Source organism: Nocardia sp. NPDC049707 (assembly GCF_040674855.1).
Lineage (GTDB): Bacteria > Actinomycetota > Actinomycetes > Mycobacteriales > Mycobacteriaceae > Nocardia.
In genome coordinates this window covers 13,186-27,848 of record NZ_JBFANN010000066.1, presented here as the reverse complement: position 1 = coordinate 27,848, position 14,663 = coordinate 13,186, and the positions used below count along the sequence as shown (strand labels likewise).

At 66.4% G+C, this 14,663-nt stretch carries 16 protein-coding genes; 10 read left to right on the top strand and 6 right to left on the bottom strand.

Translation table 11 applies throughout. The annotated features are described in order from the left end of the window. From AB0J29_RS34555 to AB0J29_RS34545, 3 genes are all read left to right on the top strand, one after another. Positions 1-342, top strand: a 342-nt coding sequence (locus AB0J29_RS34555) for an alpha/beta hydrolase (protein ID WP_364794983.1), incomplete at its 5' end; no start/stop codon positions are given. 9 nt (positions 343-351) lie between these two features. Continuing rightward, entirely contained in the window at positions 352-570 is a 219-nt protein-coding gene (locus tag AB0J29_RS34550; RefSeq protein WP_364794981.1) for a hypothetical protein, read from the top strand. Beyond that, the gene (locus tag AB0J29_RS34545; protein WP_364794979.1) at positions 567-1,475 is read left to right on the top strand and encodes a sucrase ferredoxin; all 909 of its coding nucleotides are present in this window, start codon (positions 567-569) and stop codon (positions 1,473-1,475) included. The genes AB0J29_RS34550 and AB0J29_RS34545 overlap by 4 nt, the downstream gene beginning before the upstream one ends. A gap of 310 nt (positions 1,476-1,785) precedes the next feature. Here the strand turns inward: AB0J29_RS34545 and AB0J29_RS34540 are convergent, their stop codons facing one another. Further along, a complete protein-coding gene (locus AB0J29_RS34540) occupies positions 1,786-2,763 on the bottom strand; it encodes an SDR family NAD(P)-dependent oxidoreductase (RefSeq protein WP_364794977.1) in 978 nt (325 codons plus the stop codon). Positions 2,764-2,915: 152 nt separating this feature from the next. Here AB0J29_RS34540 and AB0J29_RS34535 point away from each other — a divergent pair, with 152 nt between their 5' ends. Continuing rightward, positions 2,916-3,368, top strand: coding sequence for a hypothetical protein (locus AB0J29_RS34535; RefSeq protein WP_364794975.1), 453 nt, complete (start codon positions 2,916-2,918; stop codon positions 3,366-3,368). Between the two features lie 93 nt (positions 3,369-3,461). Here the strand turns inward: AB0J29_RS34535 and AB0J29_RS34530 are convergent, their stop codons facing one another. Then, complete coding sequence (locus tag AB0J29_RS34530) at positions 3,462-4,085, bottom strand: TetR/AcrR family transcriptional regulator (protein ID WP_364794973.1); 624 nt, start codon at positions 4,083-4,085, stop codon at positions 3,462-3,464. A 531-nt stretch (positions 4,086-4,616) separates the two neighbouring features. Here AB0J29_RS34530 and AB0J29_RS34525 point away from each other — a divergent pair. The 4 genes from AB0J29_RS34525 to AB0J29_RS34510 all read left to right on the top strand — a co-directional run bounded on the left by AB0J29_RS34525 (position 4,617) and on the right by AB0J29_RS34510 (position 10,128). Next, positions 4,617-5,075, top strand: coding sequence for a zinc-binding dehydrogenase (locus AB0J29_RS34525; protein WP_364794972.1), 459 nt, complete (start codon positions 4,617-4,619; stop codon positions 5,073-5,075). Between the two features lie 238 nt (positions 5,076-5,313). Further along, positions 5,314-8,676, top strand: a complete 3,363-nt coding sequence (locus tag AB0J29_RS34520) for an error-prone DNA polymerase (protein WP_364794971.1) — start codon at positions 5,314-5,316, stop codon at positions 8,674-8,676. 176 nt (positions 8,677-8,852) lie between these two features. Further along, positions 8,853-9,941: a DUF4349 domain-containing protein gene (locus AB0J29_RS34515; protein ID WP_364794970.1), complete on the top strand. Its 1,089-nt coding sequence runs from the start codon at positions 8,853-8,855 to the stop codon at positions 9,939-9,941. Continuing rightward, on the top strand, positions 9,898-10,128 hold the full coding sequence (locus tag AB0J29_RS34510) for a DUF167 domain-containing protein (RefSeq protein WP_364794968.1): 231 nt from the start codon (positions 9,898-9,900) through the stop codon (positions 10,126-10,128). The genes AB0J29_RS34515 and AB0J29_RS34510 overlap by 44 nt, the downstream gene beginning before the upstream one ends. 64 nt (positions 10,129-10,192) lie before the next feature. Here AB0J29_RS34510 and AB0J29_RS34505 read toward each other — a convergent pair whose 3' ends face one another. Together AB0J29_RS34505 and AB0J29_RS34500 are read right to left on the bottom strand one after the other, a co-directional pair. Beyond that, a complete protein-coding gene (locus tag AB0J29_RS34505) occupies positions 10,193-10,657 on the bottom strand; it encodes a tRNA (cytidine(34)-2'-O)-methyltransferase (protein ID WP_364794966.1) in 465 nt (154 codons plus the stop codon). Positions 10,658-10,683: 26 nt separating this feature from the next. Beyond that, positions 10,684-11,277, bottom strand: coding sequence for a helix-turn-helix domain-containing protein (locus tag AB0J29_RS34500; protein ID WP_364794964.1), 594 nt, complete (start codon positions 11,275-11,277; stop codon positions 10,684-10,686). A 105-nt stretch (positions 11,278-11,382) separates the two neighbouring features. Here AB0J29_RS34500 and AB0J29_RS34495 point away from each other — a divergent pair, with 105 nt between their 5' ends. Both AB0J29_RS34495 and AB0J29_RS34490 read left to right on the top strand, forming a co-directional pair. Then, the gene (locus AB0J29_RS34495) at positions 11,383-12,291 is read left to right on the top strand and encodes an SDR family oxidoreductase (protein ID WP_364794963.1); all 909 of its coding nucleotides are present in this window, start codon (positions 11,383-11,385) and stop codon (positions 12,289-12,291) included. 138 nt (positions 12,292-12,429) lie between these two features. Beyond that, positions 12,430-12,675, top strand: a complete 246-nt coding sequence (locus AB0J29_RS34490; RefSeq protein WP_364794988.1) for a DUF3017 domain-containing protein — start codon at positions 12,430-12,432, stop codon at positions 12,673-12,675. A gap of 42 nt (positions 12,676-12,717) precedes the next feature. On the opposite strand, the gene AB0J29_RS34485 is transcribed toward AB0J29_RS34490, so the two are convergent. Further along, positions 12,718-13,257 carry a hypothetical protein gene (locus AB0J29_RS34485; protein WP_364794961.1) on the bottom strand — a complete coding sequence of 180 codons (540 nt, stop codon included), beginning with the start codon at positions 13,255-13,257 and terminating at the stop codon, positions 12,718-12,720. A gap of 193 nt (positions 13,258-13,450) precedes the next feature. Continuing rightward, a complete protein-coding gene (locus AB0J29_RS34480) occupies positions 13,451-14,563 on the bottom strand; it encodes a homoserine O-acetyltransferase (RefSeq protein ID WP_364794986.1) in 1,113 nt (370 codons plus the stop codon). Positions 14,564-14,663 lie beyond the last annotated feature (100 nt).

Below are 14,663 nucleotides of genomic sequence, written 5' to 3'. Positions count from 1 at the left end.
GGTCCTTCGCCGCGCTTTTTTTTCATCGGCAAGCGCAGTCTGCCGCTAGTCTGTTCGGCTCGGACGCGAGACAGCGGGGGGCCGCGAACACGCCGCGCCGCAGGCGCGGCAAAACAAACACGGCTCGCCGATATCGCCGCGCCCACCCTGGTGCTGCGCGGCGGCCCCGGCGGCATGGTCGATCCGGAGAAGCTGGCGATGCTGCGCGACACCATCCCGGACTGCGCGGTGGCCGCCTTCACCTGTGGCCACAGCATCCACCGCGACCGCTATCGCGAATTCGAGGCGACCGTGCTGCCGTTCCTCGCGACGCATGCGCCCACCGCAGGTCAGCGGATCTAGAGTGGAGCGGTGCCCGCGCAAGACCGTCCGGTTCTGTTCTTCCCCGACGAGCAGTCGTTCCGCGACTGGCTCATAGCCGATAATGCCTCGGTGGACGGGGGCCGGCCGCAGGGGCTGATGCATCCGGCCGAGCAATCCGAGATCGATCGGGCCGAGGCCGAGGGCGGCTGGGTCGTGGCGCACGCCGCACAGTGGAAGTTCGCCGACCGACGGGCGTTCGGGCGATGACCGGATTCGAAGGAATGCTCTGTTCGGCGGCGGCCGCGATCGATGTGCCCTTGCCCGGCACGGCAACTCGGGTGTCGGGGTGGTTGTGCGTCGAGCAGCCGGGTGCGTGGGGCCGGGATGTGATCGGTGCTGAAGTGCTCGGTCCGGAGATCACTGCCGAGCTCGCCGCGCGCACCGCTGCCGCAAAGGTGCGTCCGACGCTGATCCGGCGGCCGGGTCGCAATGAATTCAACGGTGTTCGAACGGTTTTGATCGCCAGTTCGCGTCCGCAGGGCTTCTGGTGCGAACGCTTCGAGATCACCGACCTGAAGCAGCTGCTCGACCTGGACCTGGGCCTCCTGAACGGCCCACCGCCGGGAATCGGTGCGCCCGTGCGTGATTCGCTGATTCTGGTGTGCGCGCACGGTAAACGCGATCAGTGCTGCGCGCTGTTCGGTCGTCCGATCGCCGCGAATCTGGCCGCCGACTATCCGGACCGGGTCTGGGAGTGCTCGCACACCGGCGGTCATCGCTTCGCGCCCGCCATGGTGTTGTTGCCTTCCGGCCTGACTTATGGTCGCGTCGATACCGCGGCCGCCATCGCGGCGGTCGAAGCCGTGGGACGCAATGCGGTTTCGTTGGCCGGTCTGCGTGGTCGCAGCGGTCACCATCCGATCGAGCAGGTCGCGGAAATCGCAGTGCGCGAACACGTTTCGGCACGTCTCGATGATCTCACCATCCGTCTCGAAACCGATTCCACCGCAACCGATTCCGATCTTGCCGTGGTAACCCATCGCGACGGCCGTCGCTGGCGGGTGACGACTCGCACCGTCGAATTCCCGCCGCGCCAAGCCAGTTGCGGTGCCGCATCGAAACCGGTCACCGCGGTCGTGGCCGAGCGGATCCAGCCATTGACCACGGGGTGACCGCACAGTCCAACGCCTGGATCGCGCTACGGACCCACGCCTGACCCGTTGCGAAATGCGCCGATCGGACCACCGGCGATGGCGTGGACACCGGTGCGGGTCGGCCCGAACCTCTCATCGCGCAACTCGATCCAAGCCCGCGGTGCGGGTAGTGTCCGGACGATCTGACCGTCGCTCGAGGCGGGGGCGCACCTATCTCCCGGAACCCGCATCGCCCTCGGTGAACGGGACATGGTTGCGACAAATCCACCGCAGCCATGTTCCGTTCGCGGCGACCTTTATCGCCCCCTGCGGGATGAAGGTCGCAGGCTTACCAGTGGGTGCCAGGCACCCAGCGCGCGGCGCGGCGCAGGGCGGTGCCGGTGACTCGGCGGGCCGTCGACTGCTGACGCGGTTCACGTCGCGGCGCAGGGGATCGCGCTGGTTCCCCGGTATCCACCTGCTCACCCTTGGCGGCGGGGGAGTCGGGTAGGGCCCGGTAGTACCGGTGCAAGATGCGGTCACGCAGCTTCGGGGTGAGCAGCGCACCGTATTCGGCGAAGGTGCCGAGCGGGACATCAATGCGCTTGGGCCGTTCGCTCAGCGCACGAACAATGGTGGCGGCCGCCCATTCGGGGGATTGCGACGGACCCTGATCGCCGCTCGGGGTGATCATCGGGGTGCGCACCAGCGGCATGTGGATGGTGGTGAAAGTGATGCCGTCGGTCATGGTTTCGACCGCCGCGACCTCGGTGAACTTATCCAGTGCCGCCTTGCTCGCGAGGTAGGCGGCGTAGCGCGGCGCGGCCACTTGCACGCCCGCACTGCTGATATTGACGATGTGGCCGAACTTGCGCTCGCGCATCTGCGGCAGCAGAGCCAGCGTCAATCGCAGCGCGCCGAAGTAGTTGACCGCCATAGTGCGTTCGAAATCGTGCAGCCGGTCGGTGGAGCGGTGGATGGCGCGACGAATCGAGCGGCCCGCATTGTTCACCAGCATGTCGATGTGGCCGTGCTCGTCCAGGATGGTTTCGACGGTGTGGTCGACGGGGCCGGAATCGGTGACGTCGCACTGATATCCGTAGGCGCTGCCGCCCGCGGCCCGGATCTCCTCGACCACGGCCGTGAGTTCGTCGGCGCGCCGGGCGAGCAGGAAGACGATGGCGCCCTTATCTGCGACGGCCAGCGCGGCGGCCCGGCCGATGCCGGAGGACGCGCCGGTAATGAGCACATGCCGACCCGTCAGGTCGCGGCGATTGCGCCAGACCTGCTCGCGCAGGTCGGCGTCGTCGGCGGAGGCTCGGGTCATCGCTGCTCCTTTGCGGGTCGGGTCGGCATGAACTTACTTCGAAGTAAGTTTACTGCCAAGTGTGCTTCGTCGCATCGAGCGTGCGAATCGGGCCGCGCCGAGGTGTTCGAATCGCTCTCGAATCTATCGAACATATGTGCGATACTCTGCGCATGGCGGACGATCGGATGGCGGAAATCTTTGCCGCGGTGCGGCTCTCCGGCAGTGATCCGGAGGCGGCGCAGCGGATGCTGGCGGAACTGTGGGGCGAGCTCGGCGGCGGTGGAGATCCGTTGCAGCGCTGTGTAATCGCGCACCACCTTGCCGATCTGCAGGGCACGGCCGAAGGTGCGCTGCGCTGGGATCAACGCGCACTGGCCGCGGTCTTCGGTCCCGGCGTTCCGCTCGATGAGGGGCTACGCGGATTCCTGCCCTCGCTCTACCTCAATCTCGCCGACAGTCACCGTCGGGTGGGTGACTTCGATGTGGCCTACATGCAGTTGACCATCGCTCGTGGCCACCTCGATGTCCTCGCCAACGACGCCTATGGCGCCGTGATCCGCTCCGGCCTGGACAAGGTCGAGGTCGCGCTGGCCGAGAAGTCGACGGATCCGCTCTCGGTGTGACGACAGCTTTGGTTGTCGCTGGGGGATTCCGCCGACACGGGATTTCGGTCGGGGTTACCGGCGATGGTTGTCACCGTTTGTAGGTTGTGGCTGTCACTGAGTGTGCTTGGCCCGACGGCCGTTCGCGGCAGGTTGTCGGTGTGGTGAACCTGGTTCCTGCGCGGCGGTGATGAGGATGGTTGCGGCGGTGCAGGCATCGTGGGCTGCGGCTCCGGTGTAGTCGACGAGCCCGCGAGTCTTGACGCCGGTGTAGAGCAGCAGCAGTTGACGCGCCAGGTCGGGCGGCCGGATAGCGCCGGCTTCGGCGGCCAGTTTCTCGAACGCCTCGAGCATCCGGTTGTCGTGTGCGGTAAGGGCCTGGTGGGCGGGATGGTCGGCGGAGAGGAACGACGCGGCACTGTTGATCAGGATGCAGCCGTGATACGCCGGATCGGGTAGTTCGGCGACGAGGAGATCGAATGGCGCCAGCAGGCGCCGGAGCGGGTCGCCGTTGCGCCGTTCGAGTTCGGCGTCCAGTTCGATGAACCACTCGTCGCTCGCCGTGGTCAGCACGGCGTCGATGAGGGCGTCCTTGGATTTGAAGTGTGCGTACACGGTCGGTTTGGCGACGTTGGCGCGTTGGGTGACGGCATCGATCGACACGTGGTAGCCCTCGGCGTAGAACAGCTCGCGGGCGGCTGTCAGTAGTCGATCGCGGGCGGGGGGACGCTGCACCATGCACCAATTCTAACTGGTTAGTTCAGTCTGTTAACCTCTCACTGATCTAACCGGTTAGTTCAGTGAGAGGTGCAGGATGCGTGCTTTGGTCTACGACCCCGCTGCTGGGTTCGGCGTCCGTTTCGACGATGTCGACGAGCCGCGACCACAGCGTTCGCAGGTGGTGATCGATGTCGAGGTCGCTGCGGTGAATTTCGGGGAGCTTGCATTCACTGCCAGGCAGCTGCGGCCGGGGCAGGTGTTCGGCAAGGACGCGGCAGGTGTGGTGGTGCGTGCCGCGGACGATGGTTCGGGGCCGCCGGTCGGGACGCGGGTGACCTCGTTCGCGGGGACTGGCGGCTGGGCCGAGCGCCGGGCCGTGGACACCGCAGATCTCGCCGTGATCCCCAGTACGGTCGATCTGGCGGCGGCGGCCGCTGTCCCGGCGGCCGGGGCCACGGCGCTGCAAGCGGTGCGGCGGCTCGGGCCGCTGCTGGGCGTCGGGTGCTGGTCACGGGGGCATCTGGGGGTGTCGGCCGGTTCGCTGTCCAGTTGGCGGCTCGGGCCGGCGCCCATGTCGTCGCCTCGGTGGGACGGCCCGAACGCGGTGCGGGGCTGCGGGAGCTGGGGGCCGCCGAGGTTCTGTCCGGGTCAGCGGTTCCGGACGAGCCGGTCTTCGGCGTGCTCGACAATGTCGGGGGTGCGGTGCTGGCCGAGGCGTTCGCGAGGCTGGAGGACGGTGGTTTGGCGCTGTCGATCGGGATGGCCGCGCGTGCGGACACGGTTATCGATTTCGAGCAGATGCGGATGCGTGGCGGAATCCGGCGCCTGGAACCGTTCACGGTGTCGGGGCCTTTCGGGCCTGATACCGGCTACCTGGTCGACCTGCTGAACGGCGGTGCCCTCGATCCGCAGATCGGGTGGCATGGTTCCTGGGACCGTGTTCACGAAGCGGTCGACATGTTGTTCAGCCGCCGGGTTCATGGCAAAGCCGTACTGACGATCGGCTGAGTGGTCCGGACGGGCCGCACCTTGCGTCCGCTGCATCAGATCCGGCTGCGCCACAGCTGGTGGCACTGGCCGACCGGCTTGCCGCGCACATCGACACCGCGCACCTCACCCGGTGGCAGATACGACAAGCAAGTGACAGATAGAACCTGTTGTCACACTCGGCCGCCCGATTCGGCGGGTGTCCACACCTTCATCGTGTTTCGAATGTATGTTCGAGTTTGTGAGGAGGTGATGTGTCATGGGTTGGAGCAACGGCCCGCCGACCTGGGCGGAGTTGGAGCGGGTGCTGTCGGGTCGACCAGGGCCGACGAATCCGGATGCGATGTATCCGGGCGACGGCGGCGACAGTCCCGCGTGGTCACGCAAGCGCGGGGATTATCGGCCCGAACCGGTCGAACCAACCGGTGGTCCGATGGTGCCGTACGCGGAGTTGCACGCGCATTCGGCCTACAGCTTCCTCGACGGTGCGAGTCAGCCGGAGGAGATGGTGGAGGAGGCGGTGCGGCTCGGGCTGGAGGCGATCGCGCTCACCGATCACGACGGCTTCTACGGCACCGTGCGCTTCTTCGAGGCGGCCAGGGAATGGGGCATGCCGACGGTCTACGGGGCCGAATTGTCGCTCGGCACTGTGGCAGACGCGCCGCGATTCGCGAATTCGCTCGGCCATATCGGCGCACCCGATTCGGCGCCGCGCACCGGCGCACCGGATCCGGACGGTCCGCATCTGCTGGTGCTCGCCCGAGGTCAAGAGGGCTATCGCCGGCTCTCCGGCGAGATCGCGGCCGCGCATATGGCCGCGGGAGAGAAGGGCATCCTCCGCTACGACCTGGATGCGCTCACCGCGGCGGCGGCTGGGCACTGGCACATTCTGACCGGATGTCGCAAAGGCCATGTGCGCCAAGCCCTGGACCGCGATCTGCAAGCGGGAGACACCCGTCTCGGGCAAGCCGAGGCGGCCCTGCGCGATCTGACGGAGCGCTTCGGCGCCGACCGGGTGAGTGTGGAACTCACCCATCACGGTATTCCGGAGGACGACGAACGCAACGCCCACCTCATCGCCCTGGCCGATCGCCTCGGTCTGCCCGTGCTGGCAACCACCGGGGCGCATTTCGCCGCACCCGCTCAGCGTCGGCGCGCCATGGCGCTAGCGGCGATCCGAGCGCGCCGGAGCCTGGACGATATCGCGGGCTGGTTGGCGCCGACCGGTGGCGCGCACCTGCGTTCCGGTGCGGAGATGGCGCAGTTGTTCGCCGCCTGTCCGGAGGCGGTGGCGAATGCGGTGACGCTCGCCCGCGAATGCGTCTTCGATCTGACATTGATCGCGCCGAGCCTGCCGCCGTTCGACGTGCCCGACGGCCACGACGAGGCTTCCTGGCTGCGTGCACTCACCCTTGCGGGCGCCGCTCGACGTTACGGTCCACCGTCGGGAAGTCCCGAGGCGTATCAGCAGATCGAGCACGAACTCGCGATCATCAACGAGATGAAGTTTCCCGGCTATTTCCTGGTGGTGCACGATATCGTCAGCTTCTGCAAGGACAATGACATCCTCTGTCAGGGCCGGGGTTCAGCGGCCAATTCAGCCGTTTGCTATGCGATCGGCATCACTAATGTCGACCCGATCGCCGCTGAGCTGCTGTTCGAACGGTTCCTCGCTCCGGAGCGAGACGGCCCGCCGGATATCGACATCGATATCGAATCCGATCGCCGTGAGGAGGCGATCCAGCACGTCTACACCAAATACGGCCGCGAATATGCCGCTCAGGTGGCGAATGTGATCACCTATCGCGGCAAGTCCGCGGTCCGTGATGCCGCACGGGCACTGGGCTTTTCGCCCGGACAGCAGGATGCCTGGAGTAGGCAGGTGAGTCGCTGGGCGGGGGTCGGTGCTGAAACCGACACCGATATTCCCGCGGAAGTGCTGGCGCTGGCCACCGAAATCGAAGGGCTGCCACGGCATCTCGGCATCCATTCCGGTGGCATGGTGATCTGTGACCGGCCCATCGCCGATGTCTGCCCGGTCGAATGGGCGCGCATGCCCGGCCGCAGCGTGCTGCAGTGGGATAAAGACGATTGCGCCGCAATAAATTTGGTGAAATTCGATCTGCTCGGTCTCGGCATGCTCTCCGCGCTGCACTACATGATCGATATGGTGCGCGAGTACAAGGGCGAAATCGTCGAACTGCACCAGCTGGATCTGCAGGAAACGGCTGTCTACGAGATGCTTTCGCGCGCCGATTCGGTCGGGGTGTTCCAGGTGGAATCGCGCGCGCAGATGGCCACGTTGCCTCGGCTGAAGCCGCGGAAATTCTATGACCTGGTGGTGGAGGTGGCGCTGATCCGCCCTGGTCCGATCCAGGGTGGTTCGGTGCATCCCTACATCCGCCGTCGCAACGGTGACGAGCAGGTGCGCTATGACCATGACGCGCTGAAGAATTCGCTGAAACGCACCCTCGGTGTGCCACTGTTCCAGGAACAGCTCATGCAGATGGCCATCGACGTCGCCGGTTTCACCGCCGCCGAGGCCGATCAGCTGCGCCGCGCCATGGGTTCCAAACGCTCACCGGAACGCATGGAGCGCCTCAAGGACCGGCTGTATCAGGGCATGCGCGACTTGCACGGCATTACCGGCGAAGTTGCCGACCGCATCTACGAAAAGCTATATGCCTTCGCGAATTTCGGCTTCCCGGAGAGTCATTCGCAGAGCTTCGCCTCGATCGTGTTCTACTCGGCCTGGTTCAAACTGCACCATCCGGCCGCCTTCTGCGCCGGATTGCTGCGTGCCCAGCCGATGGGGTTCTACTCCCCGCAGTCGTTGGTCGCCGATGCTCGCAGGCACGGAGTCCTGGTGCACGGACCCGATATCAATGCCAGCCGCGCCGAACCCACGCTCGAAAACCATGGGGACGAGGTGCGGCTCGGCCTCGCGGCGATCCGCCATATCGGCACCGACCTCGCCGAACGCATTGTCGAGGCCCGTTCGGCCGGCCCGTACACCTCCTTCCTCGACCTGACCGGACGGGTGGGACTCACCGTTACCCAGGCCGAATCCCTTGCCACCGCAGGCGCTTTGGGTTGTCTCGGCATTACCCGACGCGAGGCGCTGTGGGCGGCGGGCGCCGCGGCGGGGGAACGGCCCGACCGCCTTCCCGGCACCGGTGCCGCCACCACCGCCCCCGCCCTGCCCGGTATGAGCGAACTCGAACTCGCCGCTGCCGACGTCTGGGCCACCGGTATCTCGCCGGGCAGCTATCCCACCGAATTCCTACGCCCGCAACTGGATGCACTCGGCGTCGTCCCGGCCGCCGGTTTGCTCGACGTGCCCGACGGCTCGCGCGTTCTGGTCGGTGGTGCCGTCACGCATCGCCAACGCCCCGCCACCGCCGCCGGTGTCACCTTCCTCAACCTGGAAGACGAAACCGGCATGGTGAATGTCGTCTGCTCGGTGGGCCTGTGGACCCGCTATCACCGCCTGGCCCAGAGCGCTCCCGCCCTGCTCATCCGCGGTCGCGTCCAGAATGCCGAGGGCGCGGTCAGTGTCGTCGCCGAATATCTGCAGCGCATGGACTTGCGCGTCGATTCGAAATCTCGTGACTTCCGTTGAGCTTTGCAACATTCCGTTCGCATGGGCGGCCCGCTCCGGAACCGGCTGGATGGCATCCCGATGTTCGACCAGCTTTGGTGTCGGCGAGCGGAAGATATCCATGATCGCCTTCGGCATTCGGTAGTGGCCCGCATGAGTTTCGTGACCGAATTCGCCGCAGCGGCTACCCTGCGTCCATGCGGAAGCTTGCTGTGCTGGTGATCGGCCTGCTGGGTTTGACGTTGCTGGTCGGCTGTGGTGATGACAACGACGACAGATCCGATTCGAGCCAGTCGAGCATGGCGACCGTCGCGCCGATGGCGCCGCCACCGAGTCTGCGCGAGGGTTCCCCGGCGAAGGGGGATACCGTCGAGGCGCGCAAGGAGGTCATTACCGGCAGCGTCGACATCACCGCGGCTGATCCGCTCGAGGCGGGCGGGCAGGTAACCGATCGGGTGCGCGAGGTCGGCGGCCGGGTCGACAGCCGCACCGAGCAGCCGGGGACCGGTGACAACGATCCGCAAGCCACGCTCACCGTTCGGGTGCCCGCGGATAAGACGGACAAGTTCATCGACGGTCTCGCCGGGGTCGGCCGGGTCACCCGGATGAGCACCAACCGCGACGACGTCACCATGCAGTGGGAGGACCTCGACGCCCGGATCAAGGCGTTGCAAGCCTCGGTCGACCGATTGCGCACGCTGATCGCCGGTGCGACCAATACAGCGGATCTCATTGCCGCCGAACAGGCACTGTCGAGTCGGCAGGGCCAGCTCGACAGTCTCACCGCGCAGAAGCGGCACCTCGACGATCAGGTCGCGCTGTCCACACTCACCATCGACATCACCACCGAGGACAAGAAATCCGAGGCGGGGCCAACCAATTTCTGGGACGGCATCGTCTCCGGCTGGCATTCGCTGGTGGATTGGCTGAAGGATGCGGTGGTGTTCACCGGCAAGGCGATTCCGTGGCTCGGGTTCGTCGTGGTGATCGCTGCGGTGGTGTGGGGCATCGTGCGAGTGGTGCGGGGGCGCAAGCGTGACTCCTCGGGTTCCGGCGAATCCGAGGAGGGCACGGTTGCCGTGGTCGGTGCCCCGACCGGGGCGGGCGCGACGGTGGCGCAAGATACCGGTGCTGACGCAGGTGCCGGGACGGGGACTGGTGCGGGCGCTGGAACCGGCTCAGGCGCTGGCGCGGGGAAGGGCGCTGGTGCGGACAAAGGCGCTGGGACGACAGGAGATTCCGATGCCGACGGTGATCAGGGCAACGATCAAACCGAACAGCCGTAAGGGCCCGCTCGTCGAAATCCTCGACGACGGTACCCTCCAGCTCTACGTCCGTGCTCCTGCCGTGGAAGGCAAGGCCAATAAGGCCGCCATCGAACTCCTCGCCGACCACTACGGCGTCCCCAAATCCGCTGTCCGCCTTGCGGCAGGCGCAACCTCCCGCTTCAAACGCTTCGAAGTCGACCTCTGAACCCGAGAAGGTGCCCGTGGCTATTCCGCTGGCCCACACCGTCGAATCGGGTTGCGCGACAAGATCACACGGCGCCGGGAAATCCGAACTGGCGCCACGCCTCGTACACGGTGACGGCGGCGGCATTGGACAGGTTCATCGAGCGGCGGCCGGGCAGCATCGGAATGCGCAGTTGATCGGTGACGTGCGGATCATCGAGTACCTCCGTCGGTAACCCCGTCGGTTCGGTGCCGAACAGCAGCACATCACCCTCCCGGTACGCCACATCGGTGTACCGCGTGCTCGCCTGGGTCGTGAACGCGAACACCCGCTCGGGCCGCAGCGCCGCCCACGCCGCCGCGAGATTCTTGTGCACCGTCACCGAGGCCAGATCGTGGTAATCCAATCCGGCCCGCCGCAACTTCGCCTCGGAAAGGTCGAACCCCAGCGGCTCGACCAGATGCAGCTCACACCCGGTTCCAGCGACGAGTCGGATCGCATTGCCGGTATTTCCGGGAATCGCGGGCTCGTGAAACATCAAACGAAACACCCGTGCAGTCAACCAGGTCGATCGGGTCAGCCAGGAACGACATCGGGCAGATCCTGCGCGCCGGTCACGAGTTTCAGTTCATCGACCGATTCTCGGATGAGTTGCGACAGGGTGTGCTTGCCGCTGTCGCCGACCCAGCTCTCGAAGGCGATCTTGAATACCGCGATGCCGGCCTCGGCGGCCAGGCTCGCGGCCGGATCGATCACGCCGCGACCGCGTAACGCCTCGGCCAGCGCGGTGGCGAGTGTTGCGAGCTTGATCAGCTCGCGCTCCTGAAGTTCGGCATTGGCCGCGATGACGGCTCGGCGTTGCCAAGCGAACTCGCGGCGCTGCTCGAATACGGTATCGGCGACCTGGGTGAGCGCCGTGGCGATAGCCTCGATCGGCGGCATGGCAGCGGGCGCTTCGTGCACGCTCCGCACGAGGGCCTCTTGGAGCGCGCTCGCCCCCGCGAACAGGACCTCGCGCTTATCGGCGAAATGCCGGAAGAACGTGCGCTCGGTAAGTCCTGCACGCTTGGTGATCTCGGCGACGGTCGTGCTCTCGAACCCGTTCTCGCGGTACAGCTCCAGAGCCGATTGTTCGAGGCGGCCGCGCGCATTGGGCTCCCATCGGCTCATGAGCCGATCCTATCTGATGACAGTAACTGTCATTGGATGTACTGTTTGATGACAGTCACTGACATCACTGCCCAATGAGGGCATCTGAAGACTTGGAGTACTTCCGTGCGGATTTTCATCACCGGAGCATCGGGACACATCGGTTCCGCGGTCATCCCCGAACTGCTCGATGCCGGACATCAGGTCGTCGGACTGGCTCGCTCGAACGAATCCGCCGCCACGGTGGCGGCGGCCGGTGCCGAGGTGCGACGAGGAGATCTCGACGATCTCGACAACCTGCGCGACGCCGTCGCCGCGGCCGACGGCGTCATCCACCTCGCCTTCAAACACGAAGCCATGCGAGCCGGCGACTTCGCCGCAGCGATCACCGCCGATCTGCGCGCCATCGAGACGATCGGCGCTGCGCTCGCGGGCACCGGTAAACCATTCGTGGGCACATCGGGCACGCTCACGCTCGCGTTCGCTGGGCTGACCCGGGTGAGCACCGAAGCCGATGCGCCCGACGTCGGGCCGCGAGTCGACGCCGAGAAGGCGGTGGCCGCGCTTGCGGACCGCGGGGTTCGATCGGCTGTCGTCCGACTCCCACCCACCGTGCACAGCTCACTCGACCGGCACGGCTTCATTCCGACCTTGATCGCCACCGCCCGCGACAAGGGCGTCGCCGCCTACGTCGGCGATGGGAACAACCGCTGGCCCGCCGGACACACACTCGATGCTGCGCAGCTGTACCGGTTGGCGCTGGAGAAGGCCCCCGCGGGGGCGCGGCTACACGCCGTCGACGACGAAGGCGTGCCCTTCCGCGAGATCGCCGAGGCAATCGGTCGCCACCTGGATGTGCCAGTGATCAGCATCCCGCCGGAGCAGGCGGACGCACACTTCGGCTACCTCGGTAGCCTTGTCTCGCTGGACAATCCGACCTCGAGTGCACGGACCCGGGAACTGCTGACCTGGAAGCCTACCCATCCCGGCCTCATCGCGGACCTCGACCAAGGCCACTACTTCAACGCTCCGTAGCGGCCCGCTCCGGGAGGGCGCATGCGTTCTCTCGCCGTCTGCAAGAATCGGGGCGTGACCGACGTTGACTCGTCTGCCGCCGAACGGCAGCCCGACCGGACCAGCCCGGGTGCGCAGTTCCTGCGCAGCCACCTGCCGATGTTGGTCGTGACGGCGGTCATTCTGCTCGCGGTTGTTCTCGTGGCCTGGGACCGCTGGCGTCGCGGCGCCTTGTTCTTCGGCGGTGCCGCCCTGATCGCGGCCGCCTTCCGGCTCTGTCTGCCGACGGCCCGGGTCGGGCTGCTCGCGGTGCGCAGCAAGCCGTTCGATGTCGCAGCGCTGAGCCTGCTCGGTACCGCCATCGTCTTCATCGCCGCCACGATCAATACGTTGGGCATCGGCTGAGACCGAAGCGGCGCAACGATTTTCGGTCCACGACAGCAGCCGCTAGTTGTGACAGGTGTCTCGGTCGTTGTAGAGCATTATCTGGGTGACCTTGGCATCGGCCGGCATATTCCGGTAGATGCCGAGGAAGCCATAGCGCGCGGGTTGGTCTGGTGCCACGGCCGAACTCCAGTTGTAGCCGATCTCGAGCGCGGGATAGGTGGCGCGCACTTCGTCGACAGTGGAACCGACGGTAATGCCCTCTGGGGTGCGGATCGGAAGTCTGCCGGGCATGATCGCGACTATTTCGCCCTTGTTGGTGAAACCCTGCCAACCGGCTCGTGCGGTGTAGCGACCGCAACCGGGCGGATCGTCGGTGTCGTCGAAGGTCGCGATTTCACCGGTGGCCTCGGCCTCGCTCCGGCTCATCCCGAGCCGCAGCTTGCCGAAGCCGAGCGGCCCGAGCACGGTCGGCACCGGTGGCAGGGTGGTCGTCGACGCCGGTGCCCGGGTAGTGTCGGTCGGCTCATCCGAGCACGCCGTAGTACCGATCAACATCACGCCGAGCAGCGCGAATATCAGTACGGCACGATGAATACGCATGGTCTACCCCCGATGTCGTCCATGAACCGGAATGCCCGCCGAGCTGAGACGGTGCGATGCCGGCCCAGTCTGCACATCGGCGACTCCCCGAGTCAAGGTGACGTCCATGGACCGACGTCAACCTGATGCGTGCTCGTCGGCACACCCACCGCACCGCCGACCGAATGACGGCCCGTCGGAAGTCACGACTACTTCAGCCGGTGCGACCGATTCGCGCCAATCGCATTGTCTCGGTCAGCAGTTTGGCGACCGCGGCGGCTTCGGTGAGGAAGCCGTCGTGACCGTCATGGGAGTGCACGATCTCCAGGCCCTCGCAGCCGGGCAATCCGTCGGCCAATTCCCGCTGAGTTCGCAACGGGTACAGGCGATCCGAGTCGACACCGCCGACCACGCACGGTACCGGGGTGGCGGCGAGGGCGGCCGCGATCCCGCCGCGCCCGCGGCCGATATCGTGTCGGTTCATCGCCTCGGTCAGCAGGACGTAGGTGGCGGGATCGAAACGGCTGCACAGCTTTCCGGCCTGGTGGTCCAGATAGCTCTGTACCGCGTAGCGGCCGCCGTTGCGCGGATCCTCGTCCCCCTGCGCATGGTTCTCGAAGCGGTGATCGAGTTCGCCCTCGGTGCGGTAGGTCAGATGGGCGATGCGGCGGGCGATGCCCATACCGGTCATCGGGGCGCGATCGGTGTCGTGGTAGTCGCCGCCCTGCCAGTCCGGATCGGCCTTGATGGCGGCGATTTGCGTTGTCTGCGTGCCGATCTGGTCGGCGGTCGCGCGGGCGCCGACGGCGAGTACCAGTGCGGATCCGACCCGCTCCGGCGCGCCGACCATCCACTCCAGCACCCGCATACCGCCCATCGAACCGCCGACGACGGCGGCCAGGTGTTCGATGCCGAGCCGATCGAGCAGTGCCGCTTCGGCGGTTACCTGATCCCGGATCGATATCTCCGGAAACCTTGCGCCCCAAGGCTTTCCATCCGGCGCCAGCGACGAGGGGCCGGTGCTGCCCTTGCAGCCGCCCAGCACATTCGTCGCGATGACGCACCATTCGTCGGTATCCACCGGTGCACCGGGGCCGACCATGCCATCCCACCAGCCGGGCAGCGGATGAATATCGTCGGGCACCCCGACCACATGCGAATCACCGGTCAGTGCGTGCTCGACGAGCACCACATTGTCCAGGGCGGGGGAGAGCTCACCCCAGCGCTGCACGGCCAGATGAACGTCCGGGATGGTCGCGCCGCTCTCCAGCCGCACATTCCCGATCGTGATGATGCCGAGCGTCCCGTCCGGCGGTGGCAGGGCCACCGCAGCCGAGTGTGCGGTACTTGGTTCGGCGCTCACGGTCACGACTCCGCCTCGCCGGCGTTCGGCTCAGTTGTGATCAAGGGCGCGGTATCGGTGGTTT